The organism is Pseudomonas sp. LD120, from assembly GCF_009861525.1.
In the GTDB taxonomy this organism is placed as follows: domain Bacteria; phylum Pseudomonadota; class Gammaproteobacteria; order Pseudomonadales; family Pseudomonadaceae; genus Aquipseudomonas.
Window position 1 is genome coordinate 13,125 of sequence record NZ_WVHL01000001.1, and the last position, 21,326, is coordinate 34,450.

Consider the following 21,326-nt stretch of genomic DNA (forward strand, 5'->3'; position numbering starts at 1 on the left):
AAGCCGGTACGCCTAAAGGCACTCGTCGAGAAAGCTCACCACGGTGCCCATGCAGGCGACCCGCTCTTCGACGTGAGGCATGTGGCTGGAGTTTTCGAACAAGGCCCAGCGGATGTCAGGAATCTGCTCCAGGTAGGGCTTGACCACTGTCGGCGTGGCCTCGTCGTAACGGCCGGAGATCAGTAGCGCTGGTACGTTGATGTATTTCAAGCGCTCGACGATGGTCCAGTCCTTCAAGCTGGCAATAATATGGAATTCGTTGGGGCCATTCATCGCCCGATAGACTGTGGGATTGGCGTCAACCTTGGCAAAGGTACGAGCAACATCATCGGGCCAGGGCTTGATGCGACATACATGGCGATCATAAAAGACTCGCGAAGCTGCAACATACTCTGCAGAGCCGGTTGTCCCTGCTTGCTCATGCCGCAGCAGAGTCTGCTGCACCTCCTCAGGCAAAGCATCACGCAAGCGATTGGCCTCCGCGACCCAAGTGCGCATATCGGCCGGAGAGTTGGCAATAATCAATGCCCGTAAACCTGCGGGGCGCAGCACGGCATGTTCACTGGCCAGCATCCCGCCCCAGGATTGTCCCAGCAGTGCATAGTTATCGCTGATACCAAGGTGATCCAGAAGGTTGTCCAACTCCTCAAGAAACAGTTCAACTGTCCAGAATGAAGGGGGCTTGTCTGGCAGGTGAGTAGAAAAGCCATTACCAATCTGATCATAGTGAATGACCGCGCGACCACTGGCTGCTACATCCTTGAAAGTATCGACATAATCATAGGTGCAACCTGGACCGCCATGCAGAATCACCAAGGGCGTATTGCCATTGCGTAAATCGCCGGTAACGCGGTACCACGTTCTATAAGCACCAAAGGAGGCATAGCCTTCGAGTGTTATCTTGTTCGAGTCCATTATGTGCCACTCCCTGTATTACACACGACTCAGACTATCGACAGGGCAAGGTCAATGTAACTAGAAGAAAAGATAGGTTTTACATCACCTCAGCTATCCAATAATCGGTAATGAACCGCTCGGGCAACGGCTTGGACCCGGTTCCTGGCCCCCAGCTTGTGCATGGCCGAGTTCAAATGGAGAGTCACGGTCGCCACAGACCGCTGTAATCGAGCAGCTATTTCTAAAGCCGTATAACCCTCTGCAGCCCACTTCATGCACTCGCGTTCGCGTTTGGTCAGAGGTGTCGATGGATGATGTCCTTCTTTCTGACTCAGTACTGGATAGGCCGCCTCTTGCAGGGCATAGGCAATCAGACTGAACTCCCCGAGAACATGACGCATATCCTTAAGCGCACTCTGAGTGCGACCGGAGCGTAACCCAGCAAGGCTGGCAAAACCGCCTTTCGGGAGATGGATGGGGACTGAGACACCATGGGCCATCTGAGCATTTTGCAGGTAGCTCACCACCGGTGCATGGCGTAAGCCGATTACTTCTTTCAGAACGGTCTCTGCCTCTGGTTGATAGGACCAGAGGAAAGGTGAAATAGAGTTAAGTGCCACGTGCTGGACTGGGTCAATCTGATAATAGCCCTCAGTGCACCAGAGCTCTTGCCATTCTGCCGGCGTCTTACGCAGAAGCACCTGCGGGGTAATCAGCAAACCATCATGATCAAATGGCACTGGACTGTAGTCGTATACCAACGCATCAAAGCCCAGGTTGGAGGCCAGCAGCATAGCCTCATCCAACTGCGCCTCCAGATTCCCTCCAGCTAAAAGACAGCCCTTGTACTCAGACAGCTTGATCTGCATCCCCTCAGCTCCCTTATGGTTTTCATTCTTGGCAACCAATCAGTAGAATGCCATGCCTCGGCGAGGGACAGCCAGAGCGAACCTATAAGATTTGCTAGCTTACGGTGACGCAACGCCCCCATTAAGTTTGTTCATCAAGTAGCAACTGACAGGATGTTAGTGATGCAGCAGGAAATGGCGACGGCCCTGCGACCAGATCAGGTGACCAGTGCCTCCAAGGTGTTGAATACACTCCCCGCTCCGACCAAGAACTCCCCCCGCCTACAAAAAGGCCCACGCTCTTCCAAACACCACGTGTTTATCTACAACACCTTCGGGGCTGAGTCATGAGCCTCGGACGATACCGTTTTGTGCTTTCCCGTCCGTTGCAATTGCTGCCGGTGCTCTTCGGTATCAGCCTGATGACTTTTGTGATGGTGCGTTCAATTCCGGGAGATCCAGCCCGAATACTGCTGGGCAGCCGCAGCACCCCGGATGCCTTGTTGAAAATCAGAACCCAGTACGGTCTGGATCAACCTCTATGGCAACAGTATCTCTATTTCCTTAAGAATCTTTTCAACGGCGAACTGGGCCAGTCTTTGCTGTACAAAGTCGATACGCTGAAACTCATCAGTACCCGTATCGAACCTACGCTGCTGCTCGTATCAGGAAGCGTAATGCTGGCGTTGTTGATTGCACTGCCTCTGGCCACTTTGGCAGCACGCAACCAAGGCGGTTGGCTTGATCGATTGGTCCGACTGCTGAGCACCGCAGGTCTGGGCATGCCGGCATTCTGGTTGGGCATCATGCTGATTCTATTATTCAGCGTGCAATGGGGCCTGTTCCCGGTATCCGGTTACGGCCGCACCTGGCTAGAAAAGCTGCACCATCTGGTACTCCCTTGCTTGACTGTTGCTCTGGCCTTGTCGTCATTACTGATTCGAAATCTGCGCGCAAGCCTTATTGATGAAATGCAAGCCGAGCATATCGCTGCCGCCCGAGCGCGAGGCCTTGATGAGAGAGTCATCTTCCGGCGCCATGTCTTGCCCAACGCATTGATCCCCACCGTAAACCTGCTAGCCGTGAACATTGGCTGGCTGATCAGTGGCACCGTCGTGATTGAAAGCCTGTTCGCAATCCCTGGCGTGGGTCAGCTGCTGGTGCGTGGAATATTCACCCGCGATTACATGGTGGTGCAGGGGGTAACGATGGCGCTGGCCTGCTCAACCGTGGCAGTGAACTTCCTTGCTGACCTTCTGACAGTCGCAATTGATCCTCGAGTCAAACTCCAATGAGCAGCATCACCACGGTTGCAAATGAGCGACAACACCTGGGGATCAATAGGGGCCAACTGAACCTGACTCTAGGGTTGGCCATTCTTTGTGCCTGGCTTTTGCTGGCGATACTGGCGCCATGGGCCGCACCGTTCGACCCGCTCGAGCACAATATCGAGTTGCGTTTAAACGCCCCAAGCCTCGCCCACCTGCTTGGTACCGACAACTTCGGTCGCGACATCCTTTCCCGAGTCATCTGGGGAGCTCGGGTAGACCTTCAGCTTTCGCTGTTAGGCGTCATCCTGCCATTTTTGATTGGTACCTCAGTAGGAGCGTTGTCAGGCTACATAGGTGGATACTTCGACACCCTGTGCATGCGACTGATCGATATCATCTTAGCGTTTCCCTTTCTTGTGCTGATGTTGGCGATCATGATGCTGATCGGTCCCGGATTAGGCAGCTTCTACATTGCCATTGCATTAGTAGGATGGGTCTCCTACGCACGCCTGACGCGCTCACAAATTCTGGTTCTCAAAAAAAGCGACTTCGCCCTGGCAGCGAAAAGCATGGGCTTCAGCCACACGCGAATCCTGTTCCGACATCTACTACCTAATGCACTTTTCAGCTCCATTGTGTTTTTCATGTCCGATGCAGTGCTGATCCTGCTCAACGGTGCGGCCGTCAGTTATCTCGGTCTGGGTGTTCAGCCACCTACAGCTGAGTGGGGAACAATGATTGCCGAAGGCCAGAGTTTTATTACTTCAGCCTGGTGGATCTGCACATTTCCCGGGTTGGCGATCATTTCCTTGGCAATGGGCTTCAGTCTGATGGCCGACGGCATCGCCGATCTACTCGGAAAGCGCTCGTGAAGCCGCCTCTCCTGCAGGTCGAAGAACTTAGCGTTATTGCCCGCTCAGCCGAGCGTGAAACCACTTTGGTGGACCGCCTCTCGTTCACACTCGCGGAGGGAGAAATACTTGGCCTCGTGGGCGAAAGCGGCAGCGGCAAAACCCTCGCCTGTCGCGCGCTCATGCGCTTGTTGCCAGCGCACAACCTGCATGTTCAGGGGCGCGCCGTGAGACTTGGCGATACCAACCTGCTGCAACTGAGCGAGAGTGAAATACGCAAAGTGCGAGGTCGTCAGCTAGGCATGGTGTTCCAAAACCCCACGAGTCACCTCGACCCACTGATGCGCATCGGCGAACAAATCAGTGAAGGTATTCAGCTGCACCATGCAGTAACCAGACGAGAAGCGCGTGCACTGGCTATCGACCTGCTGAGACAAGTGGGCATTCCCGACCCACGAGCCCGAGCAGAACACTACCCACATGAGTTCTCAGGCGGTATGCGACAACGGGCAATGATCGCTGTAGCCCTAGGCTGCAATCCGAAAATACTGATAGCCGACGAACCGACTACAGCCCTGGATGTGACGGTCCAAGCACAAATTCTGCGCCTGTTGCTGACTTTACGAGATGAACGAGGCTTGTCACTGATCCTAATCAGCCACGACTTGGGCGTTGTGGCCCAAACCTGTGATTCGATTGCAGTGATGTACGCAGGCAGGCTTTGTGAGCGTGGCACGAGACATGACGTTCTGAAGTCTCCACAGCACCCATACACAGCGGGTTTGATTAGTTGCCAACCAGCGTACGGCACAGGATATGGCCGTTTGAAAACAATAGCCGGCCAGCCGCCTTCATTCGATGCCCTTCCTCAAGGCTGTCGATTCGCTCCCCGCTGCCCACAATCCGTGGACCTGTGCGTCAACACACAACCGGAACCACAGCCATCCCTTGCAGCGCCACGTATCGCCTGCCACTTCCCACTCAAGCCAGGAGTTTTACCTTGAGCTTGCTGAACGTTAGTGAACTGCACGTACATTTTCCCGCCAGCACCTCCTGGTTAGGCATGCGTAGCCGTTGGCTGAAAGCCGTCAATGGCGTCTCCCTGAATCTGGAGCAGGGAGAGATTTTGGGGTTAGTGGGCGAATCGGGGAGTGGCAAGAGCAGCCTTGGCAAAGCAATTCTGTGTTTAAACGAGACTCATGGAGGAAAGATCGTTTTCGACGGCACGGACGTCACTGCCGGCAAGAGGGGCGATATCCAACGTCTGCGACACGAAACCGCAATGATTTTCCAGGACCCGTACACGGCACTCAATCCAAGACTGAGTGTTGGCGAGACACTAAGAGAGGTTCTGCAAATACAGCGTAAATGTCCTCCCGAGCGAATCGTCGAGCGGGTGGAAGAGTTGCTCAGACTGGTAGGACTGCCAGTAGAGATAGCGTCTCGCAAACCTCAATCCCTCAGTGGAGGCCAATGCCAACGAGTGGGAATCGCACGGGCGCTTGCGGTCGAGCCACGGTTAATTGTCGCTGATGAATGCATCTCGGCCTTGGACGTCTCTATCCAGGGACAGATCATTAACCTGCTACTGGAGTTACGTCAGCGGATCAATTTGACACTGCTGTTTATCAGCCACGACCTGTCAGTCATTCGTCGAATCTGCGATCGAGTTGCCGTTATGTACATGGGACAGATCATCGAAGAGGGACCAGTAGAGGCCATCTTCAATCATCCACTCCACCCCTACACGGCCGCCTTGATCAGCGCCATTCCACAACTGGACCCAAGCCAGGCCTTACCACCACACCCCTTACCTGGCGAGCCACCTAGCCCAATGCAGCTACCCGCAGGCTGCACCTTTCACTCACGCTGTCGTTACGCGCAGTCCGTTTGCGCCAACACCCAACCCCCTACCCGGTATCTGAAGAGCCGGCGCTACAGCTGCGTATTAGAAGAAACGCAGTTCAAAAACTAAAAAACCCATATCAACAGGGAGTTTGATCATGAAGGCAAGACATCGAAAGATATTGGCAACCGCATCATTTCTGGCCTGCGCATTGACCGCAAGCGTTTCGCACGCGGCAGGAGTCCTGACGATAGGCTGCCGGGAGGAAAGCACTACCTTCGACCCGATCAAAAGCGCACAAAATCGCGACAGCTGGGTATTCACCAACGTGTATGACGTGCTGGTACGAGTCGACAAAGCCGGGACCCAACTACTCCCCGGGCTGGCAGAAAGCTGGAAAATTTCCGACGACGGCCTGACCTACACCTTCAAACTGCGCCCCGCCAAATTTTCCGACGGCTCATCTATCAGCGCCCAGGATGCGGTCTTCAGCCTGTTACGTATCCGCGACGATAAAACCTCGCTGTGGACTGATACCTACGCCATTCTCGACAAGGCCGAAGCGCCAGACTCCCAGACCTTGGTGCTGACCTTGAAAAGCCCTTCGGTGCCCTTTCTCTCGCAGTTGGCCTCACCTAACGCGTCGATCCTTTCGCAACAAGCAATGGCCAGAATGGGTGACGAAGCCTACGCCCAGCAACCCGTTTCATCTGGAGCCTTTGTGGTCAAGGAGTGGTTACGCGGCGATCGGGTGATCCTGGAAAAGAACCCGCACTTCTGGCAAGCCGGTACTGTGAGCCTGGATGGCGTGGAGTGGATCTCCATTCCCGACGACAACACACGGATGCTGAAAGTCCAGGCGGGGGAGCTAGACACCGCCCTCTTCGTGCCCTTCTCACGAGTCGATGCCCTGAGAAAGGATCCAAATCTAGTCGTGCACCTGGATCCTTCCACACGAGAAGATCACCTATTGATCAACCACGAACACGGCCTGCTGGGCAAGCCGCAAGTACGTGAGGCCCTGGATCTGGCCATCAACAAGAAGTCTCTGGTGGATACCGTGACCTTCGGACATGGCGAAGTAGCCTATTCGTACATTCCCAAAGGCGCCATGTACCATTACGCTAATAACCTGCAGCGCCCCTACGACCCTGAAAAAGCCAAAAAGCTGTTAGAGCAGGCCGGAGCCAAAGGACTGCAACTCAATTACGTGGTCAACGCCGGTAATGAGGCCGACGAGCAGATCGCAGTGCTCGTACAGAATCAGTTAGCGGCTGTCGGGGTAAAGACCAATCTCCAGAAAGTCGACCCAAGCCAAAGCTGGCAGATGCTAGTGGACGGCGACTACGATCTTTCTGTCATGTATTGGACTGCTGACATCCTCGACCCCGACCAGAAAACCACCTTTGTTCTGGGGCATGACACCAACATGAACTACATGACCCGCTACAGAAACCCACAGGTCAAGGAGTTGGTGGCTGCCGCACGGGTGGAAATGGACGCCTCCAAGCGCGAGCAGATGTATGTGGATCTGCAAAAGACCGCTAAGCAGGACGTGAACTGGATCGACCTCTACTACAGCCCGTACATCAACATTTCGCGCAAGAACATCGAAAACTTCCAGCAAAGCCCAATGGGCCGTTTCTCCCTGGAAGAAACCGTCAAGAACTGACCTATCAGAGCCCCGCAACCAGAGCCGCCAGCCTGGTTGCGCGAGGCAGGCCATCGTCACCCTCGAAAAACGCCTGCTTGAACAACGCAGGGCCTGGGAAGAACTGCCTATCGAGTGACAACAAGGGGGCCGCCTCCCGGCCCCCTCGACTTCAGCGTGTTTCTTGCAGACAAACGAAAAAAGGCACCTCAAGAGGTGCCTTTTTTCGTGAATATGGTCGGGGTAAGGGGATTCGAACTCCTGACATCCTGCTCCCAAAGCAGGCGCGCTACCGGACTGCGCTATACCCCGGTAAAAAAAAGGCACCTTTAAAAGGCGCCTTCTGCGAACAGCGCTTTTGGCGTCTGATCTTAAGATTCGATTCCAGCGAACTGGTCTCAAAAATGGTGGGTCGTGTGGGATTCGAACCTACGACCAATTGGTTAAAAGCCAACTGCTCTACCAACTGAGCTAACGACCCAAAAATGGTCGGGGTAAGGGGATTCGAACTCCTGACATCCTGCTCCCAAAGCAGGCGCGCTACCGGACTGCGCTATACCCCGGTTTGAAATTGGCTCCGTGACCAGGACTCGAACCTGGGACCCAATGATTAACAGTCATTTGCTCTACCGACTGAGCTATCACGGAACTACACATTTCAATTTACAACTTCTTACTTACATCCTCTTTGACCTTCCCGTATCGCTACGTTCATGCCTCTGAGGCGCGCTATTTTACAATCTTAAAAAACCCTGTCAACCCCTTAAATTGCTTTTAAGACAATGATTTGCGACTTCATTGCCGGTTTCCTCTTGCTCAGAAAAAACCTGGGTGTGACTGACTGCGGGGCGCACTTTACAAGCCTTTTCCTTACAGTTCAACACCCTAGTAAAAAAAAGGCCTCGCAATGCGAGGCCTTCTCTCAACACATTGCTGGAAGATCAGGCAAAGACGATTTCGTCGTCCTGTACCGAGGCCGTGATCGTGGCACCTGGCAAGAATCCGCCGGACAGGATCATCTGCGCCAAAGGGTTTTCGATCCAGCGCTGAATGGCCCGTTTCAGTGGCCGTGCACCGTACACCGGGTCGTAACCTACGGCGATCAGCTTGTCCAAAGCCTCGTCGCTCAATTCCAGATGCAGTTCGCGTTCAGCCAGACGGCTGCGCAAACGACCCAGCTGGATTTGCGTAATACCCGCGATCTGGTCCCGGGCCAGGGGCTCGAAAATCACCACTTCGTCAACCCGGTTGATGAACTCCGGCCGGAAGTGGGTGGACACCGCGTCCATGACTGCCGCACGTTGCGCCTCACGATCGCCAACCAACTCCTGGATCTGCGCCGACCCAAGGTTCGAGGTCATGACGATCACCGTGTTGCGAAAGTCCACGGTACGTCCGTGGCTGTCCGTCAAACGGCCATCTTCCAGGACCTGCAGCAGGATGTTGAACACATCCGGATGCGCCTTCTCGACCTCATCCAGCAGGATCACCGAGTACGGCTTGCGACGCACCGCTTCGGTCAGGTAGCCGCCCTCTTCATAACCGACATAGCCCGGTGGCGCGCCAATCAGACGGGCCACGGAGTGTTTTTCCATGAATTCGGACATATCGATCCGCACCATGGCCTCTTCGGTATCAAAGAGGAACTCCGCCAAAGCCTTGCACAGTTCGGTCTTACCCACACCGGTCGGACCGAGGAACATGAACGAGCCGCTGGGCCGGTTCGGGTCGGATAATCCGGCACGGGAACGGCGCACTGCGTTGGATACCGCCACCACAGCCTCGTTCTGGCCAATCACTCGTTGATGCAGCAGGCTTTCCATCTTCAGCAGCTTGTCGCGCTCGCCTTCGAGCATTTTCGACACCGGAATGCCAGTCCACTTGGACACCACCTCGGCAATTTCTTCCTCGGTGACCTTACTGCGCAGCAACTGGTTCTCGCTATGCCCGTGCTGATCGACCATCTGCAGGCTGCGCTCCAGGTCGGGAATCACCCCGTACTGCAACTCCGCCATGCGATTGAGATCACCTTTACGACGTGCCGCTTCCAGTTCCTGACGCGACTGCTCGATCTTCTGCTGGATCTGTGCGGAGCCCTGCACTTCGGCTTTTTCCGAGGTCCAGACTTCTTCAAGATCCGCGTATTCGCGTTCCAGGCGAATGATCTCTCCCTGGAGTTTATCCAGGCGCTTGATCGCCGCCTCATCGTCCTCTTTCTTCAGGGCCTGGGCTTCAACCTTCAGTTGAATCAAGCGCCGCTCCAAACGGTCCAACACTTCCGGCTTGGAGTCGATTTCCATACGGATGCGACTAGCCGCCTCGTCGATCAGGTCAATGGCCTTGTCCGGCAATTGCCGATCGGTGATGTAACGATGACTGAGCTTGGCCGCGGCAATGATCGCGCCGTCGGTGATCGCCACCTTGTGGTGCACTTCGTAGCGCTCTTTCAGGCCACGAAGGATGGCGATGGTGTCCTCCTCGCTCGGTTCGTCCACCAGCACTTTCTGGAAGCGCCGTTCGAGGGCAGCGTCCTTCTCTATATATTGGCGGTACTCGTTGAGCGTGGTGGCCCCCACACAATGCAGTTCACCTCGCGCCAGGGCCGGCTTGAGCATGTTGCCCGCATCCATAGAGCCTTCGCCTTTACCGGCGCCGACCATGGTGTGCAGCTCGTCGATGAACAGGATGATCTGACCTTCCTGCTTCGACAGCTCGTTGAGCAAGGACTTCAGGCGCTCCTCGAACTCACCACGGTATTTGGCCCCTGCAATCAGCGCGCCCATGTCCAGAGACAGCAAGCGCTTGCCTTTCAAGCCGTCGGGCACTTCACCATTGATGATCCGCTGGGCCAGGCCTTCAGCGATGGCCGTTTTACCCACGCCAGGCTCACCAATGAGTACCGGGTTGTTCTTGGTACGGCGTTGCAGCACCTGGATGGTCCGACGAATTTCATCGTCACGGCCAATCACCGGATCCAGCTTGCCTTCTTCGGCGCGCTTGGTCAGGTCGACGGTGTATTTATCCAGCGCCTGGCGCGACTCCTCGACGTTGGCGTCATTCACCGCCTCGCCGCCGCGCAGGTTGTTGATGGCGTTCTCCAGAGCTTTCTTGCTTACCCCCTGCCCCAGCAACAACTTGCCGAGTTTGCTGTTTTCATCCATGGCCGCCAGCAATACCAACTCGCTGGAGATGAACTGGTCGCCCTTCTGCTGAGCCAGGCGATCGGCCTGATTGAGCAAGCGCGCCAGATCCTGGGACATGTTGACGTCGCCGGTGGGGTTCTGGATTTTCGGCAGTTGGTCGAGCTCTTTGCTCAGTTCCTTACGCAGGCTGTTGACGTCGAACCCCACTTGCATCAACAAGGGCTTGATCGAACCACCTTGCTGTTCAAGCAGGGCCTGCATCAGGTGCGCAGGCTCAATGGCCGGATGATCGAGGCCAACCGCCAAGGATTGAGAATCGGATAAGGCCAGCTGTAACTTGCTGGTTAATCGGTCTATACGCATTAGTCACCTTCCTTTTGAGCAGGCCGGAGCGATGGACACACCTAAATAGAGAAACCTGCCAGATGCATCTCTAGATGCGGTCGATTCTGGGAGATTCAAGCACCAGCGGCTTGACGCAGGTCAGATTAGTCTAGCGCTCGAGCCAGATAAGGGAGGCGAAGCGTCCGGTGCGTGGACTGCGTCGATAAGAAAAGAAGCGCGGGTCTGTCACCGTGCAGTCAATACCACCATAAACCGCGGTGACGCCACGAGCTGCCAAGCGCAGGCGTGCCAATTGATAGATGTCGGCCATATAGCGTCCGGCATTGACGCTTGGAACAAAGGCTTGTTCGGCTTGCGCCAACTGAGCCACAAAGGCTTCACGCACTTCGGCCCCGACTTCAAAGCACTGCGGCCCAATGGCCGGTCCCAACCACACCAACACCTCGGAGGGCGTGGTATCCAGGCTGTCGAGCGTGGCTTCCAGCACCCCGGCGGCCATACCGCGCCAGCCAGCATGAGCGGCCGCGACCCGGGTCCCGCCGCGATTGCAGAACAAGGCGGGCAAACAGTCAGCCGTCATCACCACACAAGCCACGCCCGGGGTGGCGGACCAGCTGGCATCAGCGGTAGCAATGACGGAGGGATCGGCGTGAGCGACGGCGACCCCATGCACCTGTTGCAACCAGGCCGGAGCAATACCGAAATGTTCAGTCAAGCGCCGCCGATTCTCGGCCACGGCTTCAGGAAGGTCCTCAACGTGGTCACCCAGGTTGAGGCTGTCGAACGGCGCCAGGCTGACGCCGCCGCTGCGGGTGGTGACACAGGCTTTGACCCCGGCCGGCGCGGGCCAGTCCGGCATCAGCCAGTCACTCATCCGACGAATGCCTCACGGTCTTGCTTGAGCAGCGACAACAGCCAGACGAAGTCATCCGGCAATGGCGACTCCCAGCTCATGCGCTCACCGGTGGTCGGATGCTCCAGCTCCAGGAAACGTGCGTGCAGCGCCTGGCGCGGGAAGTTTTTCAGCGACTCGACCATGGTCGGGCTCGCCGCCGGCGGGATACGGAAGCGACCGCCGTAGGCCGGATCGCCCACCAATGGGAAGTTGATGTGGGCCATGTGCACCCGGATCTGGTGGGTACGACCGGTTTCCAGCTTGACCCGCACGTGGGTGTGAGAGCGGAAGCGCTCCAGCACCCGATAGTGACTGACCGCCTGCTTGCCGCCTTCCATCACCGCCATCCGCTGGCGCTGCTGGCCGTGGCGACCGATCGGGGCGTTGATCTTGCCCCCTGCCGTCACCACACCGATCACGATGCATTCATAGATACGGCTGACACTGCGGCTCTGCAACTGAGCTACCAGCTGGGTCTGCGCCTGAATCGTCTTGGCCACCACCATCAAACCGGTGGTGTCCTTGTCCAGACGGTGAACGATACCGGCACGCGGCACATTGATAATGTCGGGAATGTGGTGCAGCAGCGCATTGAGCAGGGTGCCATCAGCGTGGCCGGCAGCCGGATGCACCACCAGGCCCGCGGGCTTGTTGATCACCAGGATGTCGTCGTCTTCGTAGACGATGTCCAGCTCGATGTCCTGGGCGATCCACTCGCCCTGGGCTTCCTGCTCGGCGGTCAGCTCAAGAACCGCACCGCCGTGCACGATGTCTCGGGGACGAATGACCGCTCCATCCACCGTCAGGCGGCCGTCTTTGATCCAGGCGGAAAGGCGCGAGCGCGAATGCTCAGCGAATAGTTGGGCGGCGACTTGATCGAGGCGTTGACCGCCCAGTTCGGACGGCACCTCTGCGCGAAGTTCAATTTTATCGGACATGCTCGGACTGGGCGTCGGCACAGCCTTTGGTTTCGGCTGCGCGCTTGTGGTTAAATACGGCGTCTTTTGCCCCGAGGCTTTTCACCGGGGCGCTCATCATAACAGGACGGCCCCGCCCAAGACAGCGGCCGTCATAGGGACGCAAGCCGCCATGCAAGTGAAACACCTGCTGCTGATCGCCATCCTCGCACTGACCGCTGCTTGCTCATCGAAGGAAGTCGTTGACGAAAACCTGAGCGAAGTCGAGTTGTACCAGCAGGCGCAGACCGACCTGGACAACAACAGCTATACCAGCGCCACCGCCAAGCTCAAGGCACTGGAATCGCGCTATCCCTTTGGTCGCTACGCCGATCAGGCCCAGCTCGAGCTGATCTACGCCAACTATAAGAATGCCGAGCCGGAAGCCGCCAAGTCGGCCGCTGAGCGCTTCATCCGCCTGCATCCCCAGCACCCCAACGTTGACTACGCCTACTACCTCAAGGGTCTGACCTCATTCGACCAGGACGTCGGCCTGCTGGCGCGTTTTTTGCCACTGGACATGACCAAGCGTGACCCGGGTGCCGCCCGCGACTCCTACAACGAGTTCGCCCAGCTCACCAGCCGCTTCCCCAACAGCCGCTACGCCCCGGACGCCAAGCAGCGCATGATCTACCTGCGCAATTTGCTGGCGGCCTACGAAATCCACGTAGCGGACTACTACCTGACTCGCCAGGCCTATGTCGCCGCTGCTAACCGTGGCCGTTATGTCGTGGAAAACTTCCAGGAAACCCCTTCCGTGGGTGACGGCCTGGCAGTGATGACTGAGGCTTACCAGCGCTTGCACCTGGATGAGTTGGCAGCCACCAGCCTGGAAACCCTGAAGCTCAACTACCCGGATCATCCAAGCCTGGTAGACGGTCAGTTCGTGCCTCGCGTCGCCGAAGCCGACAACCGCTCCTGGCTGAGCAAGGCCACCCTGGGCCTGATCGAGTCGCGTCCTCCACTGCCACCGGGAGAAACTCGCGCCAACCAGGACGTGATGAAGCAGTATCAGGATGCCAAGGATGCCATTCCGTCAGAGCTCAAGCCTAAAGACAACAATGGCGACGTGGTTGATGAAGAAGAGCACGAAGCTGCTGGTAACAACAGTGACCGCTCCTGGTTCAGCTACATGACCTTCGGTGTCTTCGACTGACAGCCACTGCAGGTAAAAAAGGGAGACTTCGAGTCTCCCTTTTTCATGCCTGGAGCTTTATGGGCCTGTGCGTCTGGCGGTCGCTTGGCTAAACTGCCAGACCTTTCCCGACAAAGCTGGTCACCATGGTTCGTTTACTGTTCTGGATTGCTCTGATTGCCGCCGCGGTATGGTTCTGGCGCAAGTTCAAGCGCTCGATCTCGACCCCACGCTCGTCGAACGAGCCCATCAGCACCCCCATGGTGCGTTGCGCCCATTGTGGCGTGCACCTGCCACAAGACCGGGCACTGAGCCTGTCGCAACACTGGTATTGCAGCCAGACGCATTTGGAACAGGGTCCAGGCAGTCAGGATCACTGACTGCTCCAGAACACCGAACAGGCGCCTGACACCGACGATTCAAAGCCTTGGTCAGCGCCTGAACCGTCTCATCTCCTCCCTGCTTAACGTCCGCCGCCTCCAGGCACAGGTCCACGCCCGCACAATTGGCGACAAAATAACCGCCCTCGACGCCACAGCACTGCCCGTCTTGCGGACCTAGACTTGAACTCACGCCCACAGGACGGGCGCGGTATCTCGCTCTTAACTCATGGATGAAAACAACTGCCGTCATGAACCCACTGCCCCGGGTGTTAGTGGTCGACGAGGCCACGGAAATCCGCGCTCAGGTAGAAATCACCCTCGGACGGATGCGCCTGCACACCCAAAGCGCCCGCACCCTGAGCGAAGCCCGCGCTCGACTGGCCAAAGACAGCTTCGACCTGTGCCTGACCGACCTGCAACTGCCCGACGGCAACGCTCTGGAGTTGCTGCGGCATATCCGCCGGATGCACCCCGAGCTACCGGTGGCGGTCCTGAGCAGCGCCAGCAGCACGCAGGCGACTGCCAATGTGTTGAAAGCCGGCGCTTGCGACCTGCTGCGCAAGCCCTTGGACCTCGACCACCTGAGGGCCTGGGTAGGCAATGCCCTGAAACAGCAACCGGGGACTACGGGGGACAGCAACGCGCCTCCCCTGCTCGGGAGTTCGCCTCCCATGGCCCGCTTGCGTCGCGACATCGACAAACTGGCCCCTAGCCTGACGGCGGTCTACATCAGCGGTGAGTCGGGCTGCGGTAAAGAGCGCGTCGCCCGTCTGATCCATCACTTGGGCCCCAGGTCGCGACAGCCCTTTGTTCCGGTCAACTGTGGGGCAATTCCTACCGAACTGATGGAAAGTGAATTTTTCGGGCATTGCAAAGGCAGCTTCAGCGGCGCCACAGCGGATCAGTCCGGGCTGTTCCTCGCCGCAAACGGTGGCACGCTGTTTCTTGACGAAGTCGCCGACCTGCCTCTAACCATGCAGGTGAAGCTGCTCCGCGCATTGCAGGAAAAGTCAGTGCGCCCGGTAGGCAGCCCCCAGGAAAAAGCCGTGGACGTGCGGATTCTTTCAGCCACTCACAAAGACCTGAAATCCGAGGTTAAAGCCGGACGCTTTCGCCAGGATCTCTATTACCGCTTGAACGTCATCGAACTGCACGTTCCTGCGTTACGCGAGCGCCGTGGCGATATCCAGATGCTGGCGCAACACCGCCTCCAGCACCTGGCCAGGGATAATGGCAGGCCCGTACTTCAATTGCGTCCCGAAGCACTACACGCCTTGGAGCGTTACGATTTCCCCGGCAATGTACGCGAACTGGAGAACCTGCTGGAGCGCGCTCAGACCTTCTGCGAAGGTCAGTGGATAGAACTGGCCGACCTGCACCTGCCACCCGCAGAAACCGTCGGCAACCGCGCAGCCTCAACCTCAACCTCAACGAGCCTCGACCTGACGCTGCACCTGCAACACGTGGAGCGCCAATTGCTGCTGCAAGCCCTGGAACAAACCCGCTGGAACCGCACGGCGGCGGCGCAGCGGTTGAGCCTGTCATTTCGCTCGATGCGCTATCGCATGAAGAAGCTCGGACTGGATTAGATTCGACCTGCCGGGGCGTAAGGCGCCGGATCGATGATCGGCGGGTTCCCCAGCAGCAAATCGCAGAACAGCCGGCAAGAGGCCGGGGCCAACACCAAGCCGTTACGGTAGTGCCCACAGTTGAGCCACAAACCATCAAACCCAGGAACCGGCCCGATGTAGGGAATACCTTCTGGAGAGCCCGGACGCAGGCCGGCCCAATGCCCCACGACCTCGGCCTCGGCCAACGCTGGAATCAGCTCGACCGCAGACGCCTTGAGGCTTTCCAGAGCGCAAGCGGTCGGCGTTTTGTCGAACCCTTCATGCTCCAGGGTACTGCCCACCAGAATATGGCCGTCGCGCCGAGGAATGGCATAACGCCCCTTGGCCAAGACCATGCAAGACAGGAAACTGGCGGCGCACTTGTACAAAATCATCTGCCCCTTGACCGGCTCAACCGGCAACGCCACCCCCAGGCTCCCCAGCAACTCGCCGCTCCAGGCACCAGCGCAGAGCACCACCTGATCGGCGTGTATATCCCCCGCCGAGCTGTATACGCCTTGCACCTGTTGCCCGTCACGAATAAAGCCTGTGACGCTGCACTGCTCATCGATCTGCACATTGGGCAAGGCCTGCAACGCCGCCTTGAGGGATTTGACCAAACGCGGATTACGCACATTAGCCACATCGGCCATGTAGATCGCCTGCTGATAGCCACTCCCCAACACCGGCACCGCGTCATGCACCGTCGAGATATCCACGGTGCTCAGCGGGCGCCCCTCGCGCCGCGCCCAGTCCAGAGCAAGGGCTTCATCATCCAGGTCCAACCAATACAGCCCGGTGGTATGCACCTCAGGATCAACGCCCGTGGTGCTGAACAGGTGCTCTGCCAGCTGTGGATAAAAATCCTGGGACCAGTGGGCCAGTGCGGTAACCGCCGGGCTGTAACGCCAGGGATAAAGCGGCGAGACAATACCGCCACCGGCCCAGGACGCCTCACGCCCCAGGTCCGAGCGCTCCACAAGGCGCACCTGCTGGCCTTGAGCTGCCAGATTGAAAGCGGTGAGCAGGCCGATCACCCCGCCACCGACCACCAGCACTTGCTGTTGTTTAGCCATAGTCCGATCCAGTCATGGGAAAAACAGTGGGCGCTCTGGCACCCGAGAATACTCAGCGACCCCAGCAATCCTTCGCGGTCAGCCCTTCGGCCTGACCACCGATGCGGGCAGCGCCGGCCTGGTCGATACTAAAACTGCCACATTTATCCGCTGCCATCAGGCCATCGGCTTTCGGCGTCGCGGTCAGCGAGAACGCATTGTCGGTCAGCGTGGCGGTGATGCTGTAGTAGTCATTGCCGGAACTCAGGTCCGGGGCGTCGCTATAGACCCCGAACTTGGCGTGATGGCGCTCAAGCTGCTGCGCCTGCTCGGTGAGCAATAGTGCAATCTCGCTGCGGTGAGGCTTCTTCATGTACTCAGTGATGCTGGGGAGGGTCAAGGTAAGGACCAGACCGATGATCGCAATCACGATCATGATTTCGATCAGGGTAAAACCTTGGTTGGATCTGCGCATGGTCAAGAATCTCGTTTACTGAATTTGTCGCCACAGGATGCGCCGGCTACCGCTGCCGGGCCTTTCCATCTGAAGGCTGATACCGCCATTGGCGTCGCCTGCCCCAAGCGGATCGGGCACCTCGGCGCCGAGCATCTTACCGCTGAACGCGTGTGCCTCGATCAATTTCCCACTGTCAGGCGCCTGCATCCCGCCCGATACTGCCGCAGAAGGTCGGACAGGTAACGCGCTAACGAAATCGAAAGCCAGGCCCGGCAACACCAGACACAGGCTGACCAGCAGCATGCCACTCCCCTTGTATAAGCACCGCAAAAAGCCTACGCAATCTTCAGTACTTGGCATAAATACTCTCCAGTACGCTGCGTGCAGGACCGACCAGGCCGATGGCGGTCACTCGATACAAAGTGGCGCGGGTATGACTCGGCAGATTGACCGCATCCAGCGAGGTACCAATGTTCTGCACGCCATAGAAGCCATTGCCCGTGGCGATCCAGCTCACACCCGATACCCCATTGATGAGCGCGGCGCTTAGCACCGCCGACTCGGCGGGCGGCGCGCATTGGGCCGGCCCAGCACACACTGGCAAATGATAGTCATGCCGCCGGACCAGGCTTTCCCCCTGCCGCAGCGCCGTTTCGGCGGCCTGGAAGGCGCGATTATGCAAGCTCAGGCTGGCGGCCATCTTTTCCTGCAAGGTGGCGTTCTGTACTGAAGAGAGACCGATCATCGTCAACAACAACAGAAACACCAGGCAAAGCAACAGCGCCATGCCACGCTCCTGCGCGGTGCCACCCCCCGAGACACGCTTCATCAGGGCAACCTGTTGCGCAAGGCGGCAACCACACTAAAGCGCTGTGGACGCACTCGACCATCGGGGTCGGCCAGGACCAAGCCCACCCGCACACTACGAATCCGCGCCGGATCTTCCGGGTTGCGACTGTAGCGAACAACGGCGCTGTTCGTGGCGGAAGCGGCCACGCCGAAGCTCAGCTCAAAAGCCTCGACGTTATCCAGCAGCACCGCCTGCTGCCTGCCTAAACCGCTACCCAGCAACAACTGATGGTCCTTAAAGCTGTAGAACAAGCGGCGCAAGGCAAACACCTGCTGACCGGCGGCGCCTTGATGGGCACCCGAATACACCACCGCGCTACGCTGACAGTCTGTCACCACACTCCAGGTCGGCGCCCCATCCTGCTCACCAACGTCAGCGGTGATCAGGGTCAGCTTCTGCTCGGCGGCGTCCCACTGAATCGGTGTCGACGCGTAGTGAGAGAAAGAGCGGGCCACACTGGCGTCGGTGAGGGTTCGCAGGCAACCGAACATGCCCACCATGCGCATTTCCTGAAGCATCTTGCTCAGAACGAAACGCGCGTCCTCCTGCAGATAGGCGGACGCATTCTGGCTGAGGTAGGTGCCCTTCGCCGCGATAAATACTTGAGCCGCCCCCAACACCAGAATCAGGCTCAAAGACAGCGCCAGAAGCGCTTCCACCAAACCAAAACCACGACTCATGCCCCATCTCCCAGGGCTGGCGCCACGCGACTGCTCAGCTCCAGGCTGCGCAGACTCACCGCTTGCCCCTCGGCGCGGGCGTCATCCCAGGTGATGCGAATGGTGTAGACCTGTCGGTTGACGCTGATGCTGCCCTTGGCGCTGGGCCCGGCAAAGCTCTCGACGTTGCTGGCGAACTCATGCAGGTCCTGATGTCGCACATCGCTCGCACCGCCAGAGGCAGACGTGGCCAGTGTGTAGTCGGCCGCGACATTGGCGCGAATCCGATCCAGCATGTCGTAAGCAATAAAACTGGCCTGGGTGCTCATCCGCGAGCTATCGCTGTACTGCAACGCCTTGATCTGCACGACCGCAGCCCCCAACAGCCCCAGTGTGAGAATCAACAGCGCCACCAACACCTCGATCAGGGTCATGCCATCCTGTGCCTGCCGCTCGTTCATCCGCAGCTCTCCACTACAGTGCTCTGTCCATCGCGACCGTTGCTGAACATTCGCCGCAGTTGAAAATCAGTGCCGTCGATTTCTGAGGTTAGCCTCAACCTCGAGCCCGGAGGGCTAACCGGAACAACCGGCAATACATTGCCCACCGCCCCATGGCCAGCCAACACCTGAGTGCTGCGCCCAGACCGCACCTTGATCGCCACGACACCCTCCCGGCTCTGCGCCTCTCATCGATCAGCGCACGCTTGATCCACGACCCGACACAGGTGTTCGCGCCAAGGAGGACGGGCAAAGGGCTCACTCAACCGGCAGCGTCAGAATAAAAACCGCGCCGCAACGGCCTGCACAACAGGCACTTTGCACAGAGGCGAAACCCTTTGTACGCAAATACATGGAGGGATCAGGAGGAGTCATCGGCTATAACAAGCAAGCGCCTCGATCCACGCGAGATCGGCGAATGACCGCCTGTTTACCTACACGCACGGACTGCGTGAACCACTTATCTCCAGGGAGGGAGACGCATGCATCAAAAAGGATTCAGTCTGATTGAGCTGCTGACCACACTGGCCTTAGTGGCCCTGCTACTGCCGCTTTCCAGCACCGCCTTCAGTGAACTTTTACGCTCCAATCGACAACAGGACGCGGCGCAAATGCTTGCCAGCGGCCTGCGCAACGCCCGAGCCGCCGCGATCCTGCATCAGCGCACGGCATTGATCCACGGCCTGGAGGACGACTGGAGCCGGGGTTGGCGAATCATTCTGGATGTCAGCGGCAAGGGCTCGGAAGACCCTGAGAATCCGCTGCTGATCGAACGCCAGAGCGGTGGACAGGTGCTGATTGTGGGCAACCGCCCGGTACAGCACTTCGTGCGTTTCAGCGCCCTGGGCAACCCGCTGCTGCCCAGTGGCGCCTTCCAGGCGGGCACCCTGCATATCTGCCAGACCAACCAGACCCACAGTCGCCATCAAGTGGTGCTGTCACGCAGCGGGCGGGTCAGCCTGCGCAGCGAAAACGCCGAGCAGGCCTTGTGCGCAGGCCTCGGCTGATCAGAGCAGCGAACGAACCCGCAGCTCCTTGGGCATGGAGAAGGTAATGTTCTCTTCGCGGCCGGCCAGCTCATCGGCGCCAGTGGCACCCCAGGCCTGCAGTTGCTGGATCACGCCACGCACCAGGACTTCCGGCGCCGAGGCGCCGGCGGTGATGCCGATGCGCTCGACACCCTCGAACCAGCTGCGTTGCAGGTCTTCGGCACCGTCAATCAAGTAGGCCGGGGTAGCCATGCGCTCGGCCAGCTCGCGCAGGCGGTTGGAGTTCGAGCTATTGGGACTGCCCACCACCAGCACTACATCGCACTCGTCAGCCAGTTGTTTGACCGCGTCCTGACGGTTTTGCGTGGCGTAGCAGATATCGTCCTTGCGCGGCCCGCCAATGGCCGGGAAACGCGTGCGCAAGGCATCGATCACCCGGCTGGTATCGTCCATGGACAAGGTGGTCTGGGTCACGAAGGCCAGGCGTTCAGGGTTCTGCACCTGCAGCTCGGCTACATCCTTTTCATCTTCCACCAGGTAGATGGCACCGCCGTTGCTGGCGTCGTACTGACCCATGGTGCCTTCGACTTCAGGGTGGCCGGCGTGTCCGATGAGGATGCACTCACGACCATCACGGCTGTAGCGCGCCACTTCGATATGCACCTTGGTCACCAGCGGGCAAGTGGCATCGAACACTTTAAGACCGCGACCGGCCGCCTCACTGCGTACGGCCTGGGAGACACCGTGGGCGCTGAAGATGACAATGACATCATCCGGCACCTGCTCCAGCTCTTCGACGAAGATCGCTCCGCGATTGCGCAGGTCTTCCACGACAAATTTGTTGTGCACTACTTCATGCCGGACGTAGATCGGCGGCCCGAAGACTTCCAGGGCGCGATTGACGATTTCGATCGCCCGGTCCACACCGGCGCAGAAGCCACGGGGGTTGGCGAGTTTGATTTGCATGCTGTGCCTCGTGTCTTGC

General features: G+C 58.2%; 21 protein-coding genes and 4 tRNA genes. 9 read left to right on the plus strand and 16 right to left on the minus strand.

Translation table 11 applies throughout. From position 1 onward, the window contains the following. Positions 1-12: 12 nt before the first annotated feature. Together PLD_RS00085 and PLD_RS00090 are read right to left on the minus strand one after the other, a co-directional pair. Positions 13-915: a proline iminopeptidase-family hydrolase gene (locus tag PLD_RS00085; RefSeq protein WP_159888789.1), complete on the minus strand. Its 903-nt coding sequence runs from the start codon at positions 913-915 to the stop codon at positions 13-15. 89 nt (positions 916-1,004) lie between these two features. Further along, positions 1,005-1,766, minus strand: a complete 762-nt coding sequence (locus tag PLD_RS00090; protein ID WP_159888790.1) for a LuxR family transcriptional regulator — start codon at positions 1,764-1,766, stop codon at positions 1,005-1,007. A gap of 326 nt (positions 1,767-2,092) precedes the next feature. Between PLD_RS00090 and PLD_RS00095 the strand changes: the two genes are divergently transcribed. The 5 genes from PLD_RS00095 to PLD_RS00115 are packed head-to-tail and all read left to right on the plus strand — an operon-like array spanning position 2,093 to position 7,385. Continuing rightward, the gene (locus PLD_RS00095) at positions 2,093-3,040 is read left to right on the plus strand and encodes an ABC transporter permease (protein ID WP_159888791.1); all 948 of its coding nucleotides are present in this window, start codon (positions 2,093-2,095) and stop codon (positions 3,038-3,040) included. Beyond that, complete coding sequence (locus PLD_RS00100) at positions 3,037-3,888, plus strand: ABC transporter permease (protein WP_159888792.1); 852 nt, start codon at positions 3,037-3,039, stop codon at positions 3,886-3,888. The genes PLD_RS00095 and PLD_RS00100 overlap by 4 nt, the downstream gene beginning before the upstream one ends. After that, a complete protein-coding gene (locus PLD_RS00105) occupies positions 3,885-4,871 on the plus strand; it encodes an ABC transporter ATP-binding protein (RefSeq protein ID WP_159888793.1) in 987 nt (328 codons plus the stop codon). The genes PLD_RS00100 and PLD_RS00105 overlap by 4 nt, the downstream gene beginning before the upstream one ends. Next, the gene (locus tag PLD_RS00110; protein ID WP_159888794.1) at positions 4,868-5,842 is read left to right on the plus strand and encodes an oligopeptide/dipeptide ABC transporter ATP-binding protein; all 975 of its coding nucleotides are present in this window, start codon (positions 4,868-4,870) and stop codon (positions 5,840-5,842) included. The genes PLD_RS00105 and PLD_RS00110 overlap by 4 nt, the downstream gene beginning before the upstream one ends. A gap of 28 nt (positions 5,843-5,870) precedes the next feature. Next, positions 5,871-7,385 carry an ABC transporter substrate-binding protein gene (locus PLD_RS00115; protein WP_159888795.1) on the plus strand — a complete coding sequence of 505 codons (1,515 nt, stop codon included), beginning with the start codon at positions 5,871-5,873 and terminating at the stop codon, positions 7,383-7,385. A 214-nt stretch (positions 7,386-7,599) separates the two neighbouring features. Here PLD_RS00115 and PLD_RS00120 read toward each other — a convergent pair. The 7 genes from PLD_RS00120 to rluD all read right to left on the minus strand — a co-directional run bounded on the left by PLD_RS00120 (position 7,600) and on the right by rluD (position 12,685). Further along, a tRNA-Pro gene (locus tag PLD_RS00120) sits at positions 7,600-7,676 on the minus strand. A 93-nt stretch (positions 7,677-7,769) separates the two neighbouring features. Continuing rightward, positions 7,770-7,845: transfer RNA gene (locus PLD_RS00125), tRNA-Lys, on the minus strand. Positions 7,846-7,850: 5 nt separating this feature from the next. Continuing rightward, positions 7,851-7,927 (minus strand) — tRNA-Pro (locus tag PLD_RS00130). 9 nt (positions 7,928-7,936) lie between these two features. Next, a tRNA-Asn gene (locus tag PLD_RS00135) sits at positions 7,937-8,012 on the minus strand. 293 nt (positions 8,013-8,305) lie between these two features. Continuing rightward, positions 8,306-10,870, minus strand: a complete 2,565-nt coding sequence (gene clpB / locus PLD_RS00140; RefSeq protein WP_159888796.1) for an ATP-dependent chaperone ClpB — start codon at positions 10,868-10,870, stop codon at positions 8,306-8,308. Positions 10,871-11,000: 130 nt separating this feature from the next. Beyond that, positions 11,001-11,726, minus strand: coding sequence for a peptidoglycan editing factor PgeF (pgeF, locus tag PLD_RS00145; protein WP_159888797.1), 726 nt, complete (start codon positions 11,724-11,726; stop codon positions 11,001-11,003). After that, positions 11,723-12,685, minus strand: a complete 963-nt coding sequence (gene rluD, locus PLD_RS00150; RefSeq protein WP_159888798.1) for a 23S rRNA pseudouridine(1911/1915/1917) synthase RluD — start codon at positions 12,683-12,685, stop codon at positions 11,723-11,725. Before rluD ends, pgeF begins: the two co-directional genes overlap by 4 nt. Before the next feature lie 151 nt (positions 12,686-12,836). On the opposite strand from rluD, the gene PLD_RS00155 reads away from it, so the two are divergent. From PLD_RS00155 to PLD_RS00165, 3 genes are all read left to right on the plus strand, one after another. Further along, a complete protein-coding gene (locus PLD_RS00155) occupies positions 12,837-13,859 on the plus strand; it encodes an outer membrane protein assembly factor BamD (RefSeq protein ID WP_159888799.1) in 1,023 nt (340 codons plus the stop codon). Between the two features lie 125 nt (positions 13,860-13,984). Then, the gene (locus PLD_RS00160) at positions 13,985-14,218 is read left to right on the plus strand and encodes a PP0621 family protein (RefSeq protein WP_159888800.1); all 234 of its coding nucleotides are present in this window, start codon (positions 13,985-13,987) and stop codon (positions 14,216-14,218) included. Between the two features lie 251 nt (positions 14,219-14,469). Beyond that, positions 14,470-15,810 (plus strand): sigma-54 dependent transcriptional regulator, encoded by a 1,341-nt coding sequence (locus PLD_RS00165; RefSeq protein ID WP_159888801.1) that lies wholly within the window; start codon positions 14,470-14,472, stop codon positions 15,808-15,810. On the opposite strand, the gene thiO is transcribed toward PLD_RS00165, so the two are convergent. Genes thiO through pilV form a run of 6 tightly spaced genes read right to left on the minus strand, consistent with a single transcriptional unit; the run spans position 15,807 to position 19,313 of the window. Further along, positions 15,807-16,907, minus strand: a complete 1,101-nt coding sequence (thiO, locus tag PLD_RS00170) for a glycine oxidase ThiO (RefSeq protein WP_159888802.1) — start codon at positions 16,905-16,907, stop codon at positions 15,807-15,809. The genes PLD_RS00165 and thiO overlap by 4 nt on opposite strands. 52 nt (positions 16,908-16,959) lie before the next feature. Further along, complete coding sequence (locus tag PLD_RS00175; protein ID WP_159888803.1) at positions 16,960-17,361, minus strand: type IV pilin protein; 402 nt, start codon at positions 17,359-17,361, stop codon at positions 16,960-16,962. Between the two features lie 15 nt (positions 17,362-17,376). Next, the gene (locus PLD_RS00180) at positions 17,377-17,646 is read right to left on the minus strand and encodes a hypothetical protein (protein WP_159888804.1); all 270 of its coding nucleotides are present in this window, start codon (positions 17,644-17,646) and stop codon (positions 17,377-17,379) included. 43 nt (positions 17,647-17,689) lie between these two features. Continuing rightward, the gene (locus PLD_RS00185; RefSeq protein WP_256674519.1) at positions 17,690-18,172 is read right to left on the minus strand and encodes a PilX N-terminal domain-containing pilus assembly protein; all 483 of its coding nucleotides are present in this window, start codon (positions 18,170-18,172) and stop codon (positions 17,690-17,692) included. Continuing rightward, the gene (locus tag PLD_RS00190) at positions 18,172-18,873 is read right to left on the minus strand and encodes a PilW family protein (protein WP_159888805.1); all 702 of its coding nucleotides are present in this window, start codon (positions 18,871-18,873) and stop codon (positions 18,172-18,174) included. The genes PLD_RS00185 and PLD_RS00190 overlap by 1 nt, the downstream gene beginning before the upstream one ends. Then, the gene (pilV, locus tag PLD_RS00195; RefSeq protein WP_159888806.1) at positions 18,870-19,313 is read right to left on the minus strand and encodes a type IV pilus modification protein PilV; all 444 of its coding nucleotides are present in this window, start codon (positions 19,311-19,313) and stop codon (positions 18,870-18,872) included. The genes PLD_RS00190 and pilV overlap by 4 nt, the downstream gene beginning before the upstream one ends. Before the next feature lie 521 nt (positions 19,314-19,834). Here pilV and PLD_RS00200 point away from each other — a divergent pair. Further along, positions 19,835-20,359 (plus strand): GspH/FimT family protein, encoded by a 525-nt coding sequence (locus PLD_RS00200; RefSeq protein ID WP_159888807.1) that lies wholly within the window; start codon positions 19,835-19,837, stop codon positions 20,357-20,359. Here PLD_RS00200 and ispH read toward each other — a convergent pair whose 3' ends face one another. After that, a complete protein-coding gene (gene ispH, locus PLD_RS00205) occupies positions 20,360-21,307 on the minus strand; it encodes a 4-hydroxy-3-methylbut-2-enyl diphosphate reductase (protein ID WP_159888808.1) in 948 nt (315 codons plus the stop codon). Positions 21,308-21,326: the final 19 nt, after the last annotated feature.

Bases quoted from the DNA above. Each gene is read 5' to 3' on its own strand.
- PLD_RS00085 (WP_159888789.1), bottom strand. From the start codon at position 915: ATGGACTCGAACAAGATAACACTCGAAGGCTATGCCTCCTTTGGTGCT.
- PLD_RS00090 (WP_159888790.1), bottom strand. From the start codon at position 1,766: ATGCAGATCAAGCTGTCTGAGTACAAGGGCTGTCTTTTAGCTGGAGGG.
- PLD_RS00095 (WP_159888791.1), top strand. From the start codon at position 2,093: ATGAGCCTCGGACGATACCGTTTTGTGCTTTCCCGTCCGTTGCAATTG.
- PLD_RS00100 (WP_159888792.1), top strand. From the start codon at position 3,037: ATGAGCAGCATCACCACGGTTGCAAATGAGCGACAACACCTGGGGATC.
- PLD_RS00115 (WP_159888795.1), top strand. From the start codon at position 5,871: ATGAAGGCAAGACATCGAAAGATATTGGCAACCGCATCATTTCTGGCC.
- clpB (WP_159888796.1), bottom strand. From the start codon at position 10,870: ATGCGTATAGACCGATTAACCAGCAAGTTACAGCTGGCCTTATCCGAT.
- pgeF (WP_159888797.1), bottom strand. From the start codon at position 11,726: ATGAGTGACTGGCTGATGCCGGACTGGCCCGCGCCGGCCGGGGTCAAA.
- rluD (WP_159888798.1), bottom strand. From the start codon at position 12,685: ATGTCCGATAAAATTGAACTTCGCGCAGAGGTGCCGTCCGAACTGGGC.
- PLD_RS00155 (WP_159888799.1), top strand. From the start codon at position 12,837: ATGCAAGTGAAACACCTGCTGCTGATCGCCATCCTCGCACTGACCGCT.
- PLD_RS00160 (WP_159888800.1), top strand. From the start codon at position 13,985: ATGGTTCGTTTACTGTTCTGGATTGCTCTGATTGCCGCCGCGGTATGG.
- PLD_RS00165 (WP_159888801.1), top strand. From the start codon at position 14,470: ATGAACCCACTGCCCCGGGTGTTAGTGGTCGACGAGGCCACGGAAATC.
- thiO (WP_159888802.1), bottom strand. From the start codon at position 16,907: ATGGCTAAACAACAGCAAGTGCTGGTGGTCGGTGGCGGGGTGATCGGC.
- PLD_RS00175 (WP_159888803.1), bottom strand. From the start codon at position 17,361: ATGCGCAGATCCAACCAAGGTTTTACCCTGATCGAAATCATGATCGTG.
- PLD_RS00180 (WP_159888804.1), bottom strand. From the start codon at position 17,646: ATGCTGCTGGTCAGCCTGTGTCTGGTGTTGCCGGGCCTGGCTTTCGAT.
- PLD_RS00185 (WP_256674519.1), bottom strand. From the start codon at position 18,172: ATGAAGCGTGTCTCGGGGGGTGGCACCGCGCAGGAGCGTGGCATGGCG.
- PLD_RS00190 (WP_159888805.1), bottom strand. From the start codon at position 18,873: ATGAGTCGTGGTTTTGGTTTGGTGGAAGCGCTTCTGGCGCTGTCTTTG.
- pilV (WP_159888806.1), bottom strand. From the start codon at position 19,313: ATGAACGAGCGGCAGGCACAGGATGGCATGACCCTGATCGAGGTGTTG.
- PLD_RS00200 (WP_159888807.1), top strand. From the start codon at position 19,835: ATGCATCAAAAAGGATTCAGTCTGATTGAGCTGCTGACCACACTGGCC.
- ispH (WP_159888808.1), bottom strand. From the start codon at position 21,307: ATGCAAATCAAACTCGCCAACCCCCGTGGCTTCTGCGCCGGTGTGGAC.